This window comes from Mesorhizobium sp., from assembly GCF_017306585.1.
In the GTDB taxonomy this organism is placed as follows: domain Bacteria; phylum Pseudomonadota; class Alphaproteobacteria; order Rhizobiales; family Rhizobiaceae; genus Mesorhizobium.
This window is the reverse complement of the sequence record NZ_JAFKIC010000155.1, coordinates 20,425-37,495: the sequence shown is the minus strand read 5'-3', so window position 1 is coordinate 37,495 and position 17,071 is coordinate 20,425. Positions and strand designations below refer to the sequence as shown.

14 protein-coding genes are annotated in these 17,071 nt (G+C 64.8%); 9 read left to right on the top strand and 5 right to left on the bottom strand.

All coding sequences use genetic code 11. The features are described from left to right. Positions 1-3 precede the first annotated feature (3 nt). From J0I79_RS17800 to ppa, 4 genes are all read left to right on the top strand, one after another. Positions 4-795, top strand: a complete 792-nt coding sequence (locus tag J0I79_RS17800) for a YgcG family protein (RefSeq protein ID WP_292861429.1) — start codon at positions 4-6, stop codon at positions 793-795. A gap of 4 nt (positions 796-799) precedes the next feature. Next, positions 800-1,438 carry a TPM domain-containing protein gene (locus J0I79_RS17795; protein WP_292861426.1) on the top strand — a complete coding sequence of 213 codons (639 nt, stop codon included), beginning with the start codon at positions 800-802 and terminating at the stop codon, positions 1,436-1,438. 147 nt (positions 1,439-1,585) lie between these two features. Next, positions 1,586-2,092 (top strand): GNAT family N-acetyltransferase, encoded by a 507-nt coding sequence (locus J0I79_RS17790; RefSeq protein WP_292861423.1) that lies wholly within the window; start codon positions 1,586-1,588, stop codon positions 2,090-2,092. Positions 2,093-2,284: 192 nt separating this feature from the next. Then, positions 2,285-2,818 carry an inorganic diphosphatase gene (ppa, locus tag J0I79_RS17785; RefSeq protein ID WP_292861420.1) on the top strand — a complete coding sequence of 178 codons (534 nt, stop codon included), beginning with the start codon at positions 2,285-2,287 and terminating at the stop codon, positions 2,816-2,818. A 24-nt stretch (positions 2,819-2,842) separates the two neighbouring features. Here the strand turns inward: ppa and J0I79_RS17780 are convergent, their stop codons facing one another. Beyond that, positions 2,843-3,436, bottom strand: coding sequence for a hypothetical protein (locus J0I79_RS17780; protein WP_292861417.1), 594 nt, complete (start codon positions 3,434-3,436; stop codon positions 2,843-2,845). 44 nt (positions 3,437-3,480) lie between these two features. Continuing rightward, entirely contained in the window at positions 3,481-4,098 is a 618-nt protein-coding gene (locus J0I79_RS17775) for a TetR/AcrR family transcriptional regulator (RefSeq protein WP_292861414.1), read from the bottom strand. A 72-nt stretch (positions 4,099-4,170) separates the two neighbouring features. On the opposite strand from J0I79_RS17775, the gene J0I79_RS17770 reads away from it, so the two are divergent. Continuing rightward, positions 4,171-5,454, top strand: coding sequence for an MFS transporter (locus tag J0I79_RS17770; protein WP_292861411.1), 1,284 nt, complete (start codon positions 4,171-4,173; stop codon positions 5,452-5,454). A 203-nt stretch (positions 5,455-5,657) separates the two neighbouring features. Here the strand turns inward: J0I79_RS17770 and J0I79_RS17765 are convergent, their stop codons facing one another. Beyond that, positions 5,658-5,939, bottom strand: a complete 282-nt coding sequence (locus J0I79_RS17765; RefSeq protein ID WP_292861408.1) for a hypothetical protein — start codon at positions 5,937-5,939, stop codon at positions 5,658-5,660. 196 nt (positions 5,940-6,135) lie between these two features. On the opposite strand from J0I79_RS17765, the gene typA reads away from it, so the two are divergent. Beyond that, the gene (typA, locus tag J0I79_RS17760; RefSeq protein ID WP_292861405.1) at positions 6,136-7,965 is read left to right on the top strand and encodes a translational GTPase TypA; all 1,830 of its coding nucleotides are present in this window, start codon (positions 6,136-6,138) and stop codon (positions 7,963-7,965) included. Positions 7,966-8,025: 60 nt separating this feature from the next. On the opposite strand, the gene J0I79_RS17755 is transcribed toward typA, so the two are convergent. Beyond that, complete coding sequence (locus J0I79_RS17755; protein ID WP_292861402.1) at positions 8,026-8,652, bottom strand: DUF1062 domain-containing protein; 627 nt, start codon at positions 8,650-8,652, stop codon at positions 8,026-8,028. 611 nt (positions 8,653-9,263) lie between these two features. Between J0I79_RS17755 and J0I79_RS17750 the strand changes: the two genes are divergently transcribed. Next, positions 9,264-9,884, top strand: coding sequence for a LysE family translocator (locus J0I79_RS17750; RefSeq protein WP_292861399.1), 621 nt, complete (start codon positions 9,264-9,266; stop codon positions 9,882-9,884). A 35-nt stretch (positions 9,885-9,919) separates the two neighbouring features. On the opposite strand, the gene J0I79_RS17745 is transcribed toward J0I79_RS17750, so the two are convergent. Beyond that, positions 9,920-10,483 carry a peroxidase-related enzyme gene (locus J0I79_RS17745; protein WP_292861396.1) on the bottom strand — a complete coding sequence of 188 codons (564 nt, stop codon included), beginning with the start codon at positions 10,481-10,483 and terminating at the stop codon, positions 9,920-9,922. Positions 10,484-10,619: 136 nt separating this feature from the next. Between J0I79_RS17745 and J0I79_RS17740 the strand changes: the two genes are divergently transcribed. Next, on the top strand, positions 10,620-15,410 hold the full coding sequence (locus J0I79_RS17740; RefSeq protein WP_292861393.1) for an NAD-glutamate dehydrogenase: 4,791 nt from the start codon (positions 10,620-10,622) through the stop codon (positions 15,408-15,410). Positions 15,411-15,688: 278 nt separating this feature from the next. Continuing rightward, positions 15,689-17,065, top strand: a complete 1,377-nt coding sequence (locus J0I79_RS17735; RefSeq protein WP_292861390.1) for an MFS transporter — start codon at positions 15,689-15,691, stop codon at positions 17,063-17,065. The last annotated feature ends 6 nt before the right edge of the window (positions 17,066-17,071 follow it).

Sequence of the window (17,071 nt, the reverse complement as noted above, 5' to 3'; positions counted from 1 at the left end):
GGCATTTTGCTGAGCGTCTTCTGCCTCGTCCTTCCCGTCTTCGCCCTGGCCGCCGATCTCCCCGCCCTTACCGGCCGTGTCGTCGACAGTGCCGGCATCATCGATGCCGGCACGCGTGCCACGCTGACCCAGAAACTCGCGGATTTCGAGGCCAAAGGGTCCGACCAGATCGTCGTCGCCACCATTCCCAGCCTCGACGGCGAGGAGATCGAACCCTACGCCAACCGGCTGTTCCGCTTCTGGAAACTCGGCCAGGCGAAGGAAAACAACGGCGTGCTTCTGCTGGTCGCGCCCAACGACCGCAAGATGCGCATCGAGGTCGGCTACGGGCTCGAAGGCACGCTGACCGATCTGCACACCAAGCTGATCATCGAAAACGACATGGTGCCGGCCTTCCGCGCCGGCGATTTCTCCGGCGGCATCTCCAAGGCCGTCGACGACATGATCATGGTGCTGCAAGGCAATCCGGAGGAGCTGGAGGCGCGCGGCAAGCGCAACCAGCAGGCGCCGTTCAATTCCGACGACCTGTTCTTCGCGCTTTTCATCACCGTCTGGGCTGTCATCTTCTTCGGCAGCATCGCCGCCTCGATCCTGCCGCCGATCTTCGGCCAGAAGCTTGGGCCCGGCCGCTACCGCTGGCTGGGCATGACCTTCGAACCCGGCCGGAGCTCCTCATCGGGTGGCGGCTGGTCTTCCGGCAGTTCCGGCGGCGGCTGGTCCTCGGGCGGCGGCGGTGGCGGCTTTTCCGGCGGCGGCGGTTCGTCCGGCGGCGGTGGATCTTCCGGGAGCTGGTGAGACAATGGCGACGCGACCGATCAGTCCGGAAGACCATGAGCGCATCGCCGACGCGATCCGCGCCGCCGAGGCGGCCACGGATGGCGAGATCTACTGCGTCGTCGCGCGTTCCAGCGACGGCTATTTCGCTCCCGCCGCGCTGATGGCGACGCTGGGCATGCTGGTTGTCAGCCTCGCCGTCGCCTATGGTCTGGAGGCATGGTGGCTGACCATCCGCCTGCCGCATTTCGTCATCGCGCAACTCCTGGCGCTGGCCTGCGTGCTGGCCCTGCTGTGGGCGCTGCCCGGCCTGCGCATCCACATGGTGCCGAGGCGCCTGCGCTATCAGGCGGCGCACGCCAATGCGATCAAGCAGTTCCTTGCCCGCAACGTGCATCGCACTGCGGCGCGCACCGGGGTGCTGGTCTTCGTCTCGATCGCCGAGCGTTACGCGGAAGTCATCGCCGATAGCGGCATCGATGGCCGTGTCGGCCAGCATGTCTGGGACGGCGTGGTGCGTGACCTGACCGCGCATGCCGGCGACGACCGGCTCGCCGACGGGTTCGTCAAGGCGATCGGGCAGGTCGGAGTGGTGCTTTCAGAGCATTTCCCGGTCACGCCGGGCGATATCAACGAGCTCGACGATCACCTCGTCGAAATCTGAAAGCCGGGGCTTGGAATCCACCTAGCCCGTGTGCCCTCAGATGAGCTTTTCCTAATGTCAGCAGTCTCGTGATCGGCTGTGAGAAATCGGCTGGCGGGCCGCCCGGACTCTTGCAATCGGGCCATGCGGGTTTATGGTTAACAAATCATGAATACGCTGACGATAGACATCCGCAAAGCCGATCCGCGTGATGCTGCGGCCATCGCCGAAGTGCATCTGGAAGCCTGGCGCGGAGCCTATAGCGGCATCATCCCGCACCGCACGCTGACATCGATGATCAACCGCCGTGGCGCCGACTGGTGGGCGAATGCGATTCGCCGCGCCGCCACCGTGCTGGTGGTCGAGATCGGCGGCACGATCGCCGGCTACGCCACGATCGGCAAGAACCGGGCGCGCGAGCTCCGGCAGCAGGGCGAGATCTACGAATTGTACCTTCGCCCTGAATATCAGGGCATCGGGCTCGGCAGGCGGCTGTTTTCGGCAGCCCGGGCGCGGCTCGCCGACCATGGCCTGAAAGGTATGGTTGTGTGGGCGCTTGAAGACAACCAGAGCGCGCTTGCCTTCTATGCCGGCGCCGGCGGCCGCGACGTCGCCGAAGGCGTCGAGATATTCGAACAGAAAGCCCTGAAGAAGGTCGCTTTCGTCTGGGAATGACCGTCTCGCCGGCAGCGAAGCCGGTTTCCAGGCATTTTCGGCGCCAAATCACGGCGCTGAAACATGTTGTGGCGATGATTGAACGCGCGAAGCGCCGTCGCGTGCGGCTTGGCATGCGCGAACACGATTCGCCGCATTGCACCATTGTGCGCCGCCCGCTATTGCCCTGCCGATCGAGAGAGGGACAAAGCCATGCGCATTGAAGCCATAGCAACCGGAAAGAATCCGCCTGAGGACGTCAACGTCATCATCGAGGTGCCGATCGGCGGCGAGCCGATCAAGTACGAGATAGACAAGGAGGCCGGCACGCTGTTCGTGGACCGCTTCCTGCACACTTCGATGCGTTATCCCGGCAATTACGGCTTCGTGCCGCACACGCTGTCGGGGGACGGCGATCCGATCGACGTTCTGGTCTGCAACACGCGCGCGCTGGTGCCGGGTTGCGTCATCAATGTGCGGCCGATCGGCGTGCTGATCATGGAAGACAATGCCGGCCAGGACGAAAAGGTCATCGCCGTGCCGTCGCCGAAGCTCACGCTGCGCTACGAGAACGTCACCGAATACACGCATCTGCCCGAAATCACCCGGCACCAGGTGCAGCACTTCTTCGAGCACTACAAGGATCTCGAGCCCGGCAAATGGGTCAAGATCGAAGGCTGGCACGATTCCAAATACGCCAAGAAGATGATCATGGACGCGGTCGACCGGGCGAAGAAGATCAAGTAGCGCCGGCGCCGCGCTCCGACGCGGTCAGTTGTCGACCCGCCCAAAAGCCGGCACATTGCCGATCACGACGCGTTTGTCCTTGCCGCAGGCGAAGTTCTTTGCCTTTTCGTCGGCGAGCTTGCGCGCCTGGTCGTTCGCGGTGGGGTTGCCGGTGGCTATCACCAGACCAACCGTGCAGCCGTCACGCGCATCCATCTGGGCGACCTTGGCGACCAGCAGCACCTCGGTCGGCTTGTTCCCGTCCTCGGCGTTGCTGATCGTTCGGCGGTGGATGACCGCGAAAGGCACGGCCCTGTCGCCTGTAGTTTCAATGCGCCACTCGACCTTGGTCTCGGATGAATTGAAGCCGGAAAAACTTTCCCAGGCCGATGTCATGTCGCCGCCGGGCGGAAAGCCGTAGAACAGCGATTCACGCGCGTCGTCATAGGCGATCAGCACGGGATAGCCGCGATAGCCGGAGCAGGCGAGGTCGGCCCACTCGCCGTCGCCCTGTTCGGCCTGCGCGTAGGTCACGCAGTCCTTCTTCGAGTCGAGGTCGGTATAGGCGCTCGATATGTCGGCTGCACGCGCCGCCTGCGACAGGCCAAGAACTGCAAGCGGGATCAGAATGGCGCGCATGACGAAGATCTCCGGTTCGGGCCGGGGCAGCCTATCGTTTGACGCTATTTCTTCAAGCTTGCTTCAATCAGCAGGTCGGCGTTCACCGCTACCGACTGCGCCGGCCCGCCGAGCCCGAACAGCTGGCCGCTGATATAGGCGCCCTCGATGAGCAGCAGCAGCCCGTCACCCAGCGTGTCGGCGTCGGGAGCACCCATCGCGGCGGCCATGACGCGCAGCCGCCGGCGCAGCTCGCGCTTGTTGTCCTCGCTCACTACGCGCGCGGGGTGGCCGCGCTCGGGATATTCGACCGCCGCGTTGGTCATGCCGCAGCCGCGATATTGCGGCATCTGCGTGCGCTTGCCGACGCGGGTGAGGAAGGCGCGGATCTGCGCGCGCGGGTCGCCGGGATGGGCATCCACCGCCTCGTCGAAGCGCTGCCAGAATTCGAGATCGTACTGCCTGAGATAGGAGGCGGCCAGTTCGTCCTTGGAGGGAAAGCTGCGGTACAGGCTCGGCTTGGTGACGCCGGCGCGCTTGACGATCTCGTCGACGCCGATCGCCCTGATGCCGCGCCGGTAGAACAGGTCATAGGCGACGTCGAGGATCTTCTTGGCGGCCTTGGGCGGGGCCGACGCATGACCTTCGCTGATAGCAAGTTCAATATTTTTGTCGCTTGGCATTACGGGACTCGATTGACAATGTTACCGATCGGTACGTATGAATGCGGCATCTGCAACGTACCGGTCAGTAACATGGTAGCTCAATCCCGTCCCCTTGGCCAGCGCTACGCTTTCGTCGTGGTCGGTGTCATCTTCCTCTGCCTGCTGATCGCGGCGGGCCTGCGCTCGGCGCCTTCGGTGATGATGCTGCCGCTGGAAAGCAGTTTCGGCTGGCGCAGGGATGTCATTTCGCTGGCCGCCGGCGTCGGCATCCTGCTTTACGGCCTCACCGGTCCGTTCGCCGCCGCGCTGATGGAACGGATCGGGCTGCGCCGCACGTTGCTCGCCGCGCTGGTTATCATGTCGGGCTCGACCGCGCTCAGCCTCCTGATGACCAAGCCCTGGCACCTGTTCATCACCTGGGGCGTGTTTTCCGGTATCGGCTCGGGCGCCGTTGCCAGCGTGCTGGGCGCCACCATCGTCAACCGCTGGTTCAAGACCAATCGCGGCCTCGTCATGGGGCTGATGTCGGCTTCCAGCGCCACCGGCATGCTGATCTTCCTGCCGCTGATCGCCTCGCTCGCCCAGTCGGGCGGCTGGAAGCCGGTGGCGATCGCCGTCGCGGTCGCCACGGCCTGTCTATTGCCGCTGGTCTGGCTGCTGGTGCCGGAGCGGCCCTCCTCGATTGGCATGGTCCGCTACGGCGCCGATGCCGACGGCGTGCCGCCGGTGTCGCCCGCTTCGCAGGGCAATTTCCTGGCGCATACGCTGAACACGCTGCGCCGCGCCGCCGGCACGCGGGTGTTCTGGTATCTGTTCGCCACCTTCTTCGTCTGCGGCTTCACCACCAACGGCCTGGTCGGCACGCATCTGATCGCTTTCTGCGGCGACATGGGCATCGGCGAGGTGCAGGCCGCCGGCCTGCTGTCGATGATGGGCATTTTCGACCTGATCGGCACGACGCTGTCGGGCTGGCTCACCGACCGCTTCGATCCGCGCAAGCTGCTCGGCGTCTATTACGCGGTGCGCGGCCTGTCGCTGATCTATCTGCCCTATTCCGGCTTCTCGGCGACCAGCCTGATCATCTTTGCCGTGCTCTACGGCCTCGACTGGATCGCCACCGTGCCGCCGACGCTGCGGCTTGCCAACGAGGCGTTCGGCGACCGCAGCGGGCCAATCGTCTTCGGCTGGATCGTCGCCGGCCACCAGGTCGGTGCCGCCACGGCGGCAGCCTTTGGCGGCACCATGCGCGAATTGCAGGGCAATTACGAACTGGCGTTCCTGATCGCCGGCATGACGGCGATCGCGGCGGCCTGTATCTCGCTGCTGATCAACACCAGCCGGCCGGCGTTCGATCCGGAGCCACAGGCGGCTTGAGGCGGGCTAATCTCCCCCCTTGAGGGGGAGATGTCGCCGAAGGCGACAGAGGGGGTCGGTCCGACCGGGCTCTGCTTTTCTCTTGCCGCATACGCTGGAAGTCGGCGCTTCACGCGCAAGGACCCCCTCTGGCCTGCCGGCCATCTCCCCCTCGAGGAGGGAGATCAGCAGCTTCGACCTCGCCGCCAGCCCTTGGAGGCGTCTCAGTCCGGGTAGCAGATCATCGGAATGTTGGGCCAGACCGCGGTATCGCAGTTGGCGGCGTCCTGCCTCTGCTTGAAGGCGGTGCTGACCGGTCCGGTCACCACCGGGTCGACGCCATCGGGGGCGTCGGCGAAAACCTGCTGGGCCGAAGGCGCGTCGGCCGGCAGGACAGTCCGTGCTTCATTGGATGTGGCGGCCGACTGCGCAGCGTTCACAGCCAGCAGCACGGCAAAGGCGGCGGACGCGATGAGCGGCCAGAATCGGTTGAGTTTGTCGGTCATGGCGTTCGAACTGCTCGGGCCCCGGATGGTTCCCGCCTTGGTTAACAAAATCATTTCACACCGAGACCGTTAAGATTTGATGAGTATTTGGTGTCGCGCTTCCTCTTTCGCAAATGCGAAAAACCCTGTATGAGCCGCGCAACCGAAAGAGGCGGCGCCTTTGGCCAGCTGCCTGCAACGCTCCCGAGACCAGACCATGAACCTCCGCAATATCGCGATTATCGCGCACGTCGACCATGGAAAGACCACCCTCGTCGACCAGCTTCTGAAACAATCCGGCGCCTTCCGCGACAACCAGCGCGTGGCCGAACGCGCCATGGATTCCAACGATCTTGAAAAGGAACGCGGCATCACCATCCTGGCCAAGGCGACCTCCGTCGACTGGCACGGCACCCGCATCAACATCGTCGACACGCCCGGACACGCCGATTTCGGCGGGGAGGTCGAGCGCATCCTGTCGATGGTGGATTCGGCCATCGTGCTGGTCGACGCCGCCGAAGGCCCGATGCCGCAGACCAAGTTCGTTGTCGGCAAGGCGCTCAAGGTCGGCCTGAAGCCGATCGTCGTCATCAACAAGATCGACCGGCCGGACGCGCGCCATGTCGAGGTCGTCAACGAGGTGTTCGACCTGTTCGCCGCGCTCGACGCCACCGACGAGCAGCTCGATTTCCCGATCCTCTACGGTTCAGGCCGCGATGGCTGGGTTTCCGAGAATCCGGAAGGCCCGAAGGACCAGCAGCTGGCGCCGCTGTTCGATCTCGTCGTCAAGCATGTGCCGGCGCCGACCGTCCACCCCGGTCCGTTCCGCATGATCGGCACCATCCTGGAAGCCAACCCCTTCCTCGGCCGCATCATCACCGGGCGTATCGAATCCGGCACGCTGAAGGCCAACCAGGCGGTCAAGGTGCTGCACCATGACGGCACCCAGATCGAAACCGGCCGCGTCTCCAAGATCCTCGCTTTCCGCGGCCTCGAGCGCCAGCCGATCGACGAAGCCCAGGCGGGCGACATCGTCGCCATTGCCGGCCTGTCGAAGGGCACCGTCGCCGACACGTTCTGCGACCCGGCGGTGAGCGAGCCGCTGCATGCGCAGCCGATCGATCCGCCGACCGTGACCATGTCCTTCCTCGTCAACGATTCACCGCTTGCCGGCACCGAAGGCGACAAGGTGACCAGCCGCGTCATTCGCGACCGCCTGCTGCGCGAGGCCGAGGGCAATGTGGCGCTCAAGATCGAGGAATCCCCGGAGAAGGATTCCTTCTTCGTGTCGGGCCGCGGCGAATTGCAGCTCGCCGTGCTGATCGAGACGATGCGCCGCGAAGGTTTCGAGATCGCCGTGTCGCGTCCGCGCGTCGTCATGCAGCGGGGTGAAGGCGGCGAGTTGCTGGAGCCGGTCGAGGAAGTCGTCATCGACGTCGACGAAGAGCATGCCGGCGTCGTCGTGCAGAAGATGTCCGAGCGCAAGGCCGAAATGGTCGAACTGCGCCCCTCCGGCGGCAACCGCCAGCGCCTCGTGTTCCACGCGCCGACGCGTGGCCTGATCGGCTACCAGTCGGAACTGTTGACCGACACGCGCGGCACCGCCGTGATGAACCGGCTGTTCCATGCCTACGAGCCCTACAAGGGCGAACTGCCCGGCCGCACCAACGGCGTGCTGATCTCCAACGAACAGGGTGAATCGGTCGCCTACGCCATGTGGAACCTGGAAGACCGTGGCCCGATGGTCATCGACCCCGGCGTCAAGGTCTACCAGGGCATGATCATCGGCATCCACTCCAGAGACAATGATCTCGAAGTGAACGTGCTGAAGGGCAAGAAGCTGACCAACATCCGCGCCGCCGGCAAGGACGAGGCGGTCAAGCTCACGCCGCCGATCCGCATGACGCTGGAGCGCGCGCTGGCCTGGATCCAGGACGACGAACTGGTCGAGGTGACGCCGAAGACCATCCGCCTGCGCAAGCTCTATCTCGACCCCAACGAGCGCAAGCGTTTCGAGAAGTCGGCCAAGGCGGCCGGCGCGGCTTAATTTTTCTGTTTCCATGAAATGGAGAAGGGCGAGGTACACAAGTGCCTCGCCCTTCTTGCTTCAGGCCCCGGCCGCCGAGAGGATGGCTTGCCGGTCGGGTTCGCCGGCAAGATCGAGGCGGATCGTCGTGCCTTCGCGGGCCGGTTTGCGCAAGGCCTTGGCTCCGTCGGGGTCGACGGCCAGCAATCGCCGCTCCTCCAGCGTTTGAAGCCGCGATCGCGAGATGCAGAGCTCGTTTGCCAGCAAGCGGTCGAGCCGGAGCGATACCGGCACTTCCAGGCCGAGCCGTAGCTCCAGCGTGGTGGCATTTTCCACGGTTTCGCCGATCACACGCTTGCCCACCGCGACATCGGCAAATTCCTCGACGCGGCCGACCTTGTTGCGCAGGGCTGTGACATCGAAGGCGTGGCGCCGTGCCAGCGCCGGATCGTTGCCTTCGAGCGCCCGCAGCAGGTCCGGGTCGATGTCGCGGCGGTTGCAACGCTCGAAAATGCCGAAATTCCAGGAATTGTCGCAGTCGACGCAGCGATAGATCAGCCACACGTCGATGCGCTTGCCATTGGCGTTGACGCGGAATTTGCCGCTGCAGCCATAGGCTTTCACGCCGCCGCAGCGGTTGCAGTTGATCAGGGGGCGCGGTGCGGTGAGAGGCGCGATCGTCCAGTGGATAGCGAGATGTTGAGACAAGCCGAAAAACCTTCCAGTGTGGAAGTTCTTCAGGCCGGCAATGTCGAGATGCCCCTGCGGGCACGGCGTGGCGAGAGCTAGCTATGGTCGGAAGTCAAATGTCACGGGCGGCGCCACGCGACAGCGGTTCAGCAGTGCCAAACCGGTCTCGAACCGCCGCCTGAGGAACACGTGAAAATGGAGCAGACACCGCTGATGCGGCGCCCTGCCAAGTGTGATCAGGGGAGTTGGCGAGACCGGTGGTTACTGAGGCAAAATGAAGCTCGAAATGGATGTCGGGACGGGTCTTCTAGCGATGCGACGCAGTGTCTGCAAGGGGCTTCGTAAGCCTTGGGTTTCCTCGCCCCCACGGGAGTGGGGGAGAGGTGGCTCGGCGCAGCCGAGACGGAGAGGGGGGAAGGCTCGGCGTTGACAAGAATCTCGAGCAAACTCACCAGCGCCGCAGGCCCCCTCTCCGACCGCTTCGCGGCCACCTCTCCCCCGCTTTGCGGGGGCGAGGAACCCAGGCATTGGCATGTCAGCGCCAATGGCTCGTATCGCGGCTGCCTTTACCAGAGCTGCAGCTGTCGAGTATCTGTAGTTGATTGAGCCCTGACGCGGAGATCTTCGCCATGCACCTCACATCGCTGCTCATCTTCGCCGCTGCCCTGTTCGTTGCGGCCGGGTCGCCCGGTCCCTCGATCGCGGCTCTCGTGGCGCGCGTCATTTCGAAGGGTTTTCGCGACGTGTTCCCGTTTCTGCTTGCGATGTGGATCGGCGAGGGCATCTGGCTGTCGCTGGCGGTGTTCGGCCTTGCCGTGGTGGCGCAGACATTCCACTTCGCCTTTGTCGTGGTGAAATGGGCCGGCGTTCTCTACCTCGCCTACCTCGCCTACCTCGCCTGGAAGATGTGGACGGCGCCTGTCGACGCCAGGGAGGGCGAGATGCCGCGCGAGGATTCGGCCGTCAAACTGTTCTTCGCCGGCATGGCCGTGACGCTCGGCAACCCCAAGATCATGATGTTCTACCTGGCGCTGTTGCCGACCATCATCGACCTCGCTTCGGTGAGCATCGTCGGCTGGGTCGAGCTGACAGCCACCATGGCGGTGGTGCTGATCGCCATCGATCTTGCCTGGGTGCTTGCCGCCTCGCAGGCGCGCAAGCTGTTGAAGAGCAAGCGCGCCATGAAGATCGCCAACCGTGTCAGCGCGACGACAATGGCCGGCGCGGCAGCTGCGATCGCTGCGCGCTGATTTCTCTCGCCCTGCTTACGGGGTGAGGAAACCCCTCACCTTGCCATGGCGTGGTATTCGTCGTTCGGCCGCATGTCGATCGCCGCTGCCACGCGGTTCGACATGTTGAAGAAGGCCGCGGTCGAGGCGATGTCCCAGATGTCGCGGTCGCTGAAGCCGGCGTTGCGGAGGGCCGCACGGTCGGCCTCGACGATTTTTGCCGGCGCCTCGGTCAGCTTGACGGCGAATTCGAGCATCGCGGTCTGCCTGGGCGATAGATCGGCGGCGCGGAAATTCATCACCATCATTTCGCCGAGCGCCGGGTCGCCCGAGAGTTGCCGTACCGCTGCGCCATGGGCGGTCAGGCAGTAGTAGCAATGGTTGATCGAGGAGACGGCGACCGCGATCATCTCGCGCTCCAGCTTCGACAGGCCGGACTCCCCCAGCATCAGGTCGTTGTACGTGTCGGTGAAGGCGCGCAGTTTCTTGTCGTCGAACGCATAGGCCTTAAGCACGTTGGGCACGAGGCCGAGCTTTTCCTCGCATTTGGCGAAATAGGCCTTTGTCGGTTCGCTCCACTCTTCCGAGCCGAGATCAAGCGCCGTGATTTTGCCGGTCATGGGTCATTTCTCCTCGTTGGGCCGCGTCCCGGTGCCGAATTCCGATATTTCTTGGCAAGCCGTCAAACCTTTGTCGCCAAACAGCGGTCATCTGCTACCATAGTCACAAAAGCATGCGACGGGAGGAAGAAGCGTCATGGCCAGCGTGAAATCCGCAGCTAAGTCCAAGAAGAAGGCAACGGCGGCGGCGAAAACGGAGGAAAGGCCGGCCAGGCTTGCCGATTACCTGCTCGCCCGAGCGCCGGCGGAAGACATCGCCGCCTATGACGTGGCCGACCTCGAACGTGCCGCCGATCTCGCCGGCCAGGCGGTCGCCGGCCACAAGAAGGGCGCCTGCGTAGTCGCGGTCGAGACCGATTCGGGTGTCGTTCGCGAAGGCAAGCCGGTGACGGTCATCACCGTCGTCAACGACAACATGCCGTTCCTGTTCGATTCCATCCTGGGCGAGGTCACCGAAACCGCAGGCGAGCCGACCTTGGTCACGCATCCGGTCATCACCGTCCGCCACGGCAAGAAGGGTGTCGAGGAAATCCTCGGCGACGGCAATTTCGCCAAGGACGATGGCAGCCATGACCGGCTGAGCGTCATCCATGTCCATATTCCCCGGCTGACCGCGGAGCAGGCTGATGCCTTGACCGAGCGGCTGCGCAAGATGCTCGGTCAGGTGCATGCCGCGGTCAAGGACTGGCGGCCGATGCTGGCCCGGCTCGATCAGGCGATCTCGGAATTCCGCTATTCGGCGGTGCCGCTCGACAAGAAGAGCGTCGCCGAGGCGATCGCGTTCCTCGAATGGCTGCGTGACGACAATTTCACCTTCCTCGGCATGCGCGAGTTCAAATACACCGGCGGCGAGGAAAGCGGCAATCTGGAGCGGGCCGAAAAGCCCGGCCTCGGCATCCTGACCGATCCCGATGTGCTGGTTCTGAGGCGCGGCACGGAAGCGGTGACGACGACGCCTGAAATCCGCGCCTTCCTGCATGGGCCTGAACCGCTGATCGTCACCAAGGCCAATGCCAAGTCGCTGGTGCATCGCCGCATCTATCTCGACTATATCGGCGTCAAGACCTACACCGCGAAAGGCGCGCTCGCGGGCGAACTGCGCATCGTCGGCCTGTTCACCTCGACCGCTTACACGCGCTCGGTGATGAAAATCCCCTATCTGAGGTCCAAGGCCGAAACCATCATCGCCAAGTCCGGCTTCGACCGGCACGACCATTCCGGCAAGGCGCTGATCAACGTGCTGGAAAGCTATCCGCGCGACGAGCTGTTCCAGGTGCCGGTGCCGATCCTGCGCAAGCACGCCAGCGCCATTCTTGGGCTGATCGAGCGGCCGAGGGTCAGGGCGCTGGTGCGCGCTGACCAGTTCGACCGCTTCGTCTCGATTCTCGTCTTCGTGCCGCGCGACCGCTACGACAGCGTCGTGCGCGAGAAGATCGGCAGCTACCTGAAAACCGTCTTCGACGGTCGGCTGTCGGCCTATTATCCGGCCTTCCCGGAAGGCGGCCTGGCGCGCGTCCATTTCATCATCGGCCGTTCCGGCGGCAAGACGCCCAAGGTCGAGCAAGCCACCATCGAGGCGGCGATCCGCGACATCGTGCGGACCTGGGAGGACGCCCTGTCCGACGCTGCGGATGCCGATGGCGGCGACCAGGCGTTGAAGGCGATCGCAGCGCGATTGCCTGAAAGCTACCGGGATTCGTTCAGCGCCGCCGTGGCGCTGGTCGATGCCGGGCGCATCGCCAGGATCAGTGCCGAAAACCCGATCGCCATCGACTACTATCGTCATGCCGAGCAGAAGCCGCATCAGGCGGCGCTGAAGATCTACCACCATGGCAGCCCGGTGGCCCTGTCGCGGCGCGTGCCCGTACTGGAAAACATCGGCTTCCGCGTCATCAGCGAGCGCACTTTCGAGGTTGGCGACGAAACCTTCGGCCTGGTCTTCATCCACGACATGGAACTGGAGAACAGCTACGGCAAGCCTATCGACCTTGCCGATGGCGGCGCGCTGTTCGAGGACGCTTTCCTGTCGGTCTGGCGCGGCGATGTCGACAATGACGGCTATAACGGCCTTGCCCAGACCGCCGGCCTGTGGTCGGGCGAAATCACCATCCTCCGCGCCTATGGCCGCTATCTGCAGCAGGTCGGCATTCCGCAGAGCCAGGATTTCATCGCTGCTGTCCTCAACCGCTACCCCGAGATCGCACGTGGCCTGCACGCGCTGTTCATCGCCCGGCTTGGGCCGACGGCCGAGACTGAAGGCGCGGTGGCGGCCAAGCACCTCAAGGCCAAGATCAAGGATGCCCTGGAGGACGTGCCCAACATCGACGACGACACCATCATCCGCCGCTATCTCAACCTGATCGAAGCCTCGCTGCGCACCAATCATTTCGTTGCCGATACGAAGGAGAAGGGCCAGTCGCTGGCGATCAAGCTCGACTCGCACGCGGTCGAAGGATTGCCGGCGCCAAGGCCCTGGCGAGAGATCTTCGTCTATGGTTCCGAGGTCGAGGGCCTGCATCTGCGTTTCGGCCCGGTGGCGCGCGGCGGCCTGCGCTGGTCGGATCGTGCCCAGGACTACCGCACGGAGGTTCTGGGACTGGTCAAGGCGCAGCAGGTCAAGAACGCCGTCATCGTGCCGGTCGGCGCCAAGGGCGGCTTCTTCCCCAAGCGCCTGCCGGCGGGCGGCAGCCGCGACGCGATCTTCGAGGCGGGCACGTCGGCCTACAAGAATTTCGTCTCAAGCCTGCTGTCGATCACCGACAATATCGGGCTGGAGGGTGTCATCCCGCCGGCCGGCGTGGTGCGCCGCGACCCCGACGATCCCTATTTCGTCGTCGCCGCCGACAAGGGTACGGCAACCTTCTCCGACACCGCAAACGCCATTTCCGAGAAGCACCATTTCTGGCTCGACGACGCTTTCGCCAGCGGCGGCTCCGCCGGCTACGACCACAAGAAGATGGGCATCACCGCCAAGGGCGCCTGGGAAGCGGTGAAGCGGCATTTCCGCGAGATGAACCGCGATATCCAGACCTCGCCTTTCACCGTCGTCGGTGTCGGCGACATGTCGGGCGACGTGTTCGGCAACGGCATGCTGCTGTCGCCGCAAACCAGGCTGATCGCCGCCTTCGACCATCGCGACATCTTCATCGATCCCAATCCGGACATGGCGGCTTCGCTGGCCGAGCGGCAGCGCATGTTCGCCCTGCCGCGTTCGAGCTGGCAGGACTATGACAAGTCGAAGCTGTCGGAGGGCGGCGTCATCGTCTCGCGCAGCCAGAAATCGATCACCTTGCCGGCGGCGGCCGCGGAGGCGATCGGCCTAACCAAGACGACCGCCACGCCGGTCGAGATCATGACCGCCATCCTCAAGGCGCCAGTGGATCTGCTTTGGTTCGGCGGCATCGGCACGTATCTGAGGGCATCCGGCGAAACCAATGCCGAGGTCGGCGACCGTGCCAACGACGCCATCCGCATCACCGCGCTCGACGTGCGCGCCAAGGTCATCGGCGAGGGCGCCAATCTCGGCGTCACGCAAAGGGCGCGTATCGAGTTCGGCATGAATGGCGGTCGCTGCAATTCCGATGCCATCGACAATTCGGGCGGCGTCAATTGCTCCGACGTCGAGGTCAACATCAAGATCGCGCTGGCCTCGGCTATGCGCAAGGGATCGCTGACGCGCCCGGCCCGCAACAAGCTGCTGGCCGAGATGACCGACGAGGTCGGCGCGCTGGTGCTGTCCAACAACTACCAGCAGACGCTGGCGCTTTCGATCGCGCGCAAGCGCGGCCTCGCCGACATCGCGCACCAGGCGCGCTTCATGGCGGCGCTCGAAGCGCGCGGCCTGCTCGACCGGGCGGTGGAAACATTGCCATCGCCCGCGGCCCTTGCCGAGCGCGAGGCGCGCGGCGAACCGCTGACCCGGGCCGAGCTCGGCGTGCTTCTCGCCTATGCCAAGATCGTGCTGTTTTCCGATATCGTCGCCAGCGACGTGCCTGACGACGCGCATTTCGACCGCGACCTGATGGGCTATTTCCCGGACCGGATGGCCAAGAAATACGCTGCGGAAATCCATGGCCACCGGCTGCGCCGCGAGATCATCGCCCGTGTCGTGGCGAACGACCTCGTCAATCGCGGCGGACCGTCCTTCGTCAACCGGCTGCAGGAATCGACGGGCCGCAGCGCGGCCGACGTGGTGCGCACTTTCGCCGTGGTGCGGGACGGCTTTGCCCTGCCGGCGCTCTACCGGGAGATCGACGCGCTCGACAACCAGATCGACGGCCAGGTGCAGCTCGATCTCTACCAGGCGGTCAGCCGGCTGATCTATATGAGCTGCGGCTGGTACCTGAAGAATGATGCCGGCACCGCGCCGCTCAGCGAACGCATCGGCGAACTGCAGGCGGCGCGCAAGGCGCTGGAGCCCAAGCTGGTGTCGCTGCTGCCGGCCTTCTCGCGCGAGCGCATAGAGGAGAAGCGGCACGGCCTGTTCAAGGGCGGCGCCCCGGAAAAGCTGGCCGAGCAGCTGGCCATGAGCGAGGTCGCGGAGCTGATCCCCGATATCGCGCTGACGGCCCGCACCGCTGGCGCCGACATCGTCGCCGCGGCGAGGGCCTTCTTCGCCGTCAGCGATGCCTTCCGCATCCCTCGCGTCGAGGACGCCGCGCGCTCGATCACGCCGTCGGACTATTACGACCAGCTCGCTCTCTCGCGGGCGACCGACACGATCGGCGCGGCGCGGCGCGGCATCGCGGTCGCCGCGCTCACCGGCCACGCCGGCGCGGCCGATCCGGTGGCCGCCTGGCTGGAAGCCGGCGGCGAGCGGGTGGCGCGCATCCGCGAGCGGCTGCAGGCGCTGACCGAAGGCGGCGACATCACCGTGTCGCGGCTGTCGGTGGCCTCGGGGCTGATGAGCGACCTGACGGGGATGTAGGCAGTCTGGCGATGTCGGCGCGGCCCCTCATCCGGCTGCCGCCACCTTCTCCCCGTATAGTGACGGGAAAAGGGAACTGGCCGCAAGGTCGGCGCCGATTCTGCGACATCGACAATTGGCGAAATCCTTCCGGACAGCGTCTTTCTCCCCGTCACCATACGGGGAGAAATGTCCGGCAGGACAATGAGGGGCAGCGCGACGTATGTCATTTGCATGAGCATCGGAAACATGCAGACATGGCGCCCGACGCGGGCGGAGCAGATGCCGGGGGAATCAGCATGGCGGTAGAGACAGTGCAGCGGGCGTCCGGGCGCGGCATCTGGGGCTGGATGTTCTTCGACTGGGCGGCGCAGCCGTTCTTCACGGTAGTCACCACCTTCATCTTCGGTCCCTATTTCGTCTCGCGCATGGCAAGCGACCCCAACACCGGGCAGGCCGTCTGGGGTTACGGCATCGCGGCGGCCGGGCTGGTCATTGCCGTGCTGTCGCCGATCCTCGGCTCGATCGCCGACCAGACCGGACCACGCAAGCCATGGATCGCCTTCTTCGCCGCAATCAAGATCGTGAGCCTTGCGCTGCTGTGGCTCGCCGCGCCCGGTTCGAACCTGTTCTTCATCGTGGCGCTGTTCTCGCTGGCCTCGGTGGCGGCGGAATTCTCCACCGTGTTCAACGATTCCATGATGCCGAGGCTGGTGCCGAAGAGCGAGATCGGCCGCATCTCCAACACCGCCTGGGGCCTCGGCTATCTCGGCGGCATGATCGCGCTGATCTTCGTCGTCACTTGCCTCGCGGGGTCCCCGGAAACCGGCAAGACCATCATCGGCATCACCCCGCTGTTCGGCCTCGACCCGAAGCTCGGCGAGGACGCGCGCGCCACCGGGCCGCTGGCCGCCGGCTGGTATTTCCTGTTCATCCTGCCGATGTTCTTCTTCACGCCGGACGCCGTCAAGGGCATCCCGATCGGACCGGCGGTGCGCGAGGGCCTGTCGGAACTGAAATCGACGCTCGCCGAAGTGCGCAAGCGCGGCGGCATCTTCCGCTTCCTCATCGCCCGCATGATCTACCAGGACGGCGTCAATGCGCTGCTGGCGCTCGGCGGCACCTTCGCGGCGGCGATGTTCCACTGGTCGATCACCGAGATCGGCATGTTCGGCATCATCCTCAATGTGGTCGCCATCTTCGGCTGCTGGATCGCGGCGCGCCTCGACACCGCACTAGGCTCCAAGGCGGTGGTGATGATCGCGCTGGTCATGCTCTCGGTCGCCACCATCGGCATCATCTCGACTGGGCCGGGCTTCACGCTGCTCGGCCTCATCCAGCTCTCGACAACCGATTCGGGCGGCCTGTTCGGCACGGCGGCCGAGAAGGCCTACATTCTCTACGGCCTGCTCATCGGCCTGGCTTTCGGGCCGGTGCAGGCGTCATCACGTTCCTACATGGCGCGCAGCGTCACGGCTGCGGAGTCGGGCCGTTACTTCGGCATCTACGCGCTCGCCGGACGCGCGACCAGTTTCCTGGCGCCGTTCCTGGTGGCGACCATCACCGCGCTCAGCGGCTCTGCGCGGCTCGGCATGGCCGCCATCATCCTGTTCCTCGGCATCGGGATGGCGATTTTGGTTCGCACGCCCTATCCGGCGGATCGGCCGGCTGAGTAGTAACGC

Excerpts from the sequence above, each read along its gene's own strand:
- J0I79_RS17795 (WP_292861426.1), top strand. The coding sequence starts at position 800 with ATGGCGACGCGACCGATCAGTCCGGAAGACCATGAGCGCATCGCCGAC.
- J0I79_RS17790 (WP_292861423.1), top strand. The coding sequence starts at position 1,586 with ATGAATACGCTGACGATAGACATCCGCAAAGCCGATCCGCGTGATGCT.
- ppa (WP_292861420.1), top strand. The coding sequence starts at position 2,285 with ATGCGCATTGAAGCCATAGCAACCGGAAAGAATCCGCCTGAGGACGTC.
- J0I79_RS17780 (WP_292861417.1), bottom strand. The coding sequence starts at position 3,436 with ATGCGCGCCATTCTGATCCCGCTTGCAGTTCTTGGCCTGTCGCAGGCG.
- J0I79_RS17775 (WP_292861414.1), bottom strand. The coding sequence starts at position 4,098 with ATGCCAAGCGACAAAAATATTGAACTTGCTATCAGCGAAGGTCATGCG.
- J0I79_RS17770 (WP_292861411.1), top strand. The coding sequence starts at position 4,171 with ATGGTAGCTCAATCCCGTCCCCTTGGCCAGCGCTACGCTTTCGTCGTG.
- J0I79_RS17765 (WP_292861408.1), bottom strand. The coding sequence starts at position 5,939 with ATGACCGACAAACTCAACCGATTCTGGCCGCTCATCGCGTCCGCCGCC.
- typA (WP_292861405.1), top strand. The coding sequence starts at position 6,136 with ATGAACCTCCGCAATATCGCGATTATCGCGCACGTCGACCATGGAAAG.
- J0I79_RS17750 (WP_292861399.1), top strand. The coding sequence starts at position 9,264 with ATGCACCTCACATCGCTGCTCATCTTCGCCGCTGCCCTGTTCGTTGCG.
- J0I79_RS17745 (WP_292861396.1), bottom strand. The coding sequence starts at position 10,483 with ATGACCGGCAAAATCACGGCGCTTGATCTCGGCTCGGAAGAGTGGAGC.
- J0I79_RS17740 (WP_292861393.1), top strand. The coding sequence starts at position 10,620 with ATGGCCAGCGTGAAATCCGCAGCTAAGTCCAAGAAGAAGGCAACGGCG.
- J0I79_RS17735 (WP_292861390.1), top strand. The coding sequence starts at position 15,689 with ATGGCGGTAGAGACAGTGCAGCGGGCGTCCGGGCGCGGCATCTGGGGC.